This window comes from Variovorax sp. 01T439_2 (genome assembly GCF_056398445.1).
Genome location: NZ_JBFTPJ010000742.1, coordinates 1 through 2989, shown reverse-complemented (window position 1 = coordinate 2989; position 2989 = coordinate 1). Strand labels below are relative to the sequence as shown.

4 protein-coding genes are annotated in these 2989 nt (G+C 68.8%); all 4 read right to left on the bottom strand.

Translation table 11 applies throughout. The features are described from left to right. On the bottom strand, nt 1-188 hold a 188-nt coding region (locus AC1DOC_RS26990), incomplete at its 3' end, for a biotin/lipoyl-containing protein (RefSeq protein WP_478130855.1). Beyond that, nucleotides 189-1202, bottom strand: coding sequence for an alpha-ketoacid dehydrogenase subunit beta (locus tag AC1DOC_RS26985; protein ID WP_012746160.1), 1014 nt, complete (start codon nt 1200-1202; stop codon nt 189-191). Nucleotides 1203-1206: 4 nt separating this feature from the next. Further along, the gene (locus tag AC1DOC_RS26980; protein WP_012746159.1) at nt 1207-2448 is read right to left on the bottom strand and encodes a 3-methyl-2-oxobutanoate dehydrogenase (2-methylpropanoyl-transferring) subunit alpha; all 1242 of its coding nucleotides are present in this window, start codon (nt 2446-2448) and stop codon (nt 1207-1209) included. A 101-nt stretch (nt 2449-2549) separates the two neighbouring features. Continuing rightward, nucleotides 2550-2828 (bottom strand): GIY-YIG nuclease family protein, encoded by a 279-nt coding sequence (locus tag AC1DOC_RS26975; protein ID WP_012746158.1) that lies wholly within the window; start codon nt 2826-2828, stop codon nt 2550-2552. Nucleotides 2829-2989 lie beyond the last annotated feature (161 nt).

The following is a 2989-nucleotide window of genomic DNA, read 5'->3' as shown; positions in this document are numbered from 1 at the left end:
TCGCCGCCGAGCGCGAGCACCCGGCCCGCGACCGGCGAGGGAATCTCGACGGTGGCCTTGTCGGTCATCACGTCGGCCAGCACCTGTTCTTCCGCCACCGTGTCGCCGGGCTGCACGCGCCACGCCACCAGCTCCACCTCGGCAATGCCTTCGCCAAGGTCCGGCACCTTGATTGCATGCGTGGCCATTCAGTTCTCCATGACGCGGCGCATCGCCGCGCCGACGCGCGCCGGCCCCGGAAAGTAGGCCCACTCCTGCGCATGCGGATAGGGCGTGTCCCAGCCGGCCACGCGCTCGATCGGCGCCTCCAGGTGGTGGAAGCAATGCTCCTGCACCAGTGCCACCAGCTCGGCGCCGAAGCCGTTGGTGCGCGTGGCCTCGTGCACGATCACGCAGCGGCCGGTCTTCTTCACCGAGGCGACCAGCGTCTCCAGGTCCAGCGGCCACAGGCTGCGCAGGTCGATGATCTCGGCATCGATGCCGGTCTCGCGTGCGGCCGCTTCCGAGACGAACACCATGGTGCCGTAGCTGATCACCGTCAGGTCGGCGCCGGGGCGGAACACGGTGGCCGACTCCAGCGGCACCGTGTAGTAGCCCTCGGGCACCTCGCCGAGCGGATGCGCCGACCACGACACCAGCGGCCGCTCGTGGTGGCCGTCGAAGGGGCCGTTGTACAGCCGCTTGGGCTCCAGGAAGATGACGGGGTCGTCGTTCTCGATCGAGGCGATCAGGAGGCCCTTGGCATCGCGCGGATTGGAAGGCATCACCGTGCGCAGCCCGCAGACGTGCGTGAACAGCGCCTCGGGACTCTGGCTGTGCGTCTGGCCGCCGTAGATGCCGCCGCCGCAGGGCATGCGGATGGTGATCGGCGCGGTGAAGTCGCCGGCCGAGCGGTAGCGCAGGCGCGCCGCCTCGGACACGATCTGGTCGTAGGCCGGATAGACGTAGTCGGCAAACTGCACTTCCACCACCGGGCGCAGGCCGTAGGCGCCCATGCCGATGGCCGAGCCGACGATGCCGCCCTCGTTGATCGGCGCATCGAACACGCGCGAGCGGCCGTACTTGGCCTGCAGGCCTTCGGTGCAGCGGAACACGCCGCCGAAGTAGCCCACGTCCTGGCCATAGATGATCACGTTGTCGTCGCGCTCGAGCATCACGTCCATGGCGGAGCGCAGGGCCTGGATCATGGTCATCGAGGCCATGGCGTCAGCCCTCGGACGCGAGCTGCTCGCGCTGCCGCTTCAGGTGCTCGGGCATTTCCTTGTAGACGTCCTCGAACATGGTCGCGGCGCCGGCGACGTGGCCGTCGGCCATGGAGCCGAAGCGCTCGGCCTCCTTCAGCGCGGTGTTCACCTGCGCCTCCAGGTCGGCCTGCGTCTGCTCGTGCTCCTGCTGCGACCAGGCGCCGATGGACCTCAGGTGCTGCGCCAGGCGCGGGATCGGATCGCCCAGCGGAAAATGCGCCCAGTCGTCGGCCGGACGGTAGCGCGAGGGATCGTCCGAGGTCGAGTGCGCGCCGGCGCGATAGGTCACCCATTCGATCAGCGTCGGCCCGAGGTTGCTGCGGGCGCGCTCGGCGGCCCAGCGCGAGGCCGCCAGCACCGCGAGAAAGTCGTTGCCGTCGACGCGCAGCGATGCGATGCCGCAGCCCACGCCCCGCGCCGCGAAGGTGGTGGCCTCGCCGCCGGCAATCGCCTGGAAGGTCGAGATCGCCCACTGGTTGTTGACCACGTTGAGGATCACCGGCGCGCGGTACACGTGCGCGAAGGTCAGCGCCGTGTGGAAGTCCGACTCGGCGGTGGCGCCGTCGCCGATCCATCCCGAGGCAATGCGCGTGTCGCCCTTGATCGCCGAGGCCATGCCCCAGCCCACCGCCTGGATGAACTGCGTGGCCAGGTTGCCCGAGATCGAGAAGAAGCCGGCCCGCTTCATCGAATAGCACACCGGCAGCTGCCGTCCCTTGAGCGGATCGCGCTCGTTGGACATCAGCTCGCAGATCAGCTCGAGCAGCGTCACGTCGTCGCGCGCCAGCAGCAGGCCCTGCTGGCGGTAGGTGGGAAAGCACATGTCGCCCTGCTGCAGCACCAGCGCGTGGCCGGTGGCAATGGCCTCTTCGCCAAGGCACTGGATGTAGAACGATATTTTTTTCTGCCGCTGCGCGATCAGCATGCGGGCGTCGAAGGCGCGTGTCTTCATCATCGCGCGCAGGCCGCGGCGCAGCAGCTCGGGGTCGGCCTCGGGCGCCCACGGGCCGACTGCGCGGCCCTCGTCGTCGAGCACGCGCACCAGTGTGTAGGCCAGGTCGCTGGTGTCGGCCGGCGACGCGTCGACCGGGGGTTTTCGCACCTCGCCGGCGCGCGACAGGTGGAGATAGGAAAAGTCCGTCTCATGCCCCGGCCGCCCGGTGGGCTCCGGCACATGCAGACGAAGAGATACGCCCTGGCTCATCGCGTTGTCTCCGCGCTCGATGGAATCGCTCGCCAGCAAAGCCTAGCGAATTTCAGGCGGGAGCGCAGCCGGTCAAGCGCGTATTTTTTCTTGCGGGCGCGTCAGTCCTCGGCGTCGAAGAAAGCGAGCTTGCGCGCACGGGGCAATGCCTTGACCCTGATCTCCGCCCGCAGCGCGGCGCCCTTGTCGGGATAGGCGCGCGCTGCAAGCACGCGCAGCGGAGGACGCGCGCGCGTGAACTTGGCGCCGAGTCCGAACACATGCTGGAAGAAGCGCTGCTCCACGTCGAGCGCGATCCCTGCGTAGTACACGCCGCCTTCGCACTCCAGGAGATAGAGCCAGTAGGGCACGGGATCGGGGTCGGGCAGGGATCGGGGCATGGCGCGGATTGTGCAGCCGCAGCCGCCCTTCGCTGGAGTCGGCTTTGGCAAAGCGGCGAGGGGAACGCGCATTTGCGGGCGTACAGTGGGTGGCCGAGCCCACGCCCACGGCGGTTGCCGGAACGCTGTCGGGCTCTCCACGAATGGAGGTTGAACATGGC

Bases quoted from the DNA above. Each gene is read 5' to 3' on its own strand.
- AC1DOC_RS26985 (WP_012746160.1), bottom strand. From the start codon at position 1,202: ATGGCCTCGATGACCATGATCCAGGCCCTGCGCTCCGCCATGGACGTG.
- AC1DOC_RS26980 (WP_012746159.1), bottom strand. From the start codon at position 2,448: ATGAGCCAGGGCGTATCTCTTCGTCTGCATGTGCCGGAGCCCACCGGG.
- AC1DOC_RS26975 (WP_012746158.1), bottom strand. From the start codon at position 2,828: ATGCCCCGATCCCTGCCCGACCCCGATCCCGTGCCCTACTGGCTCTAT.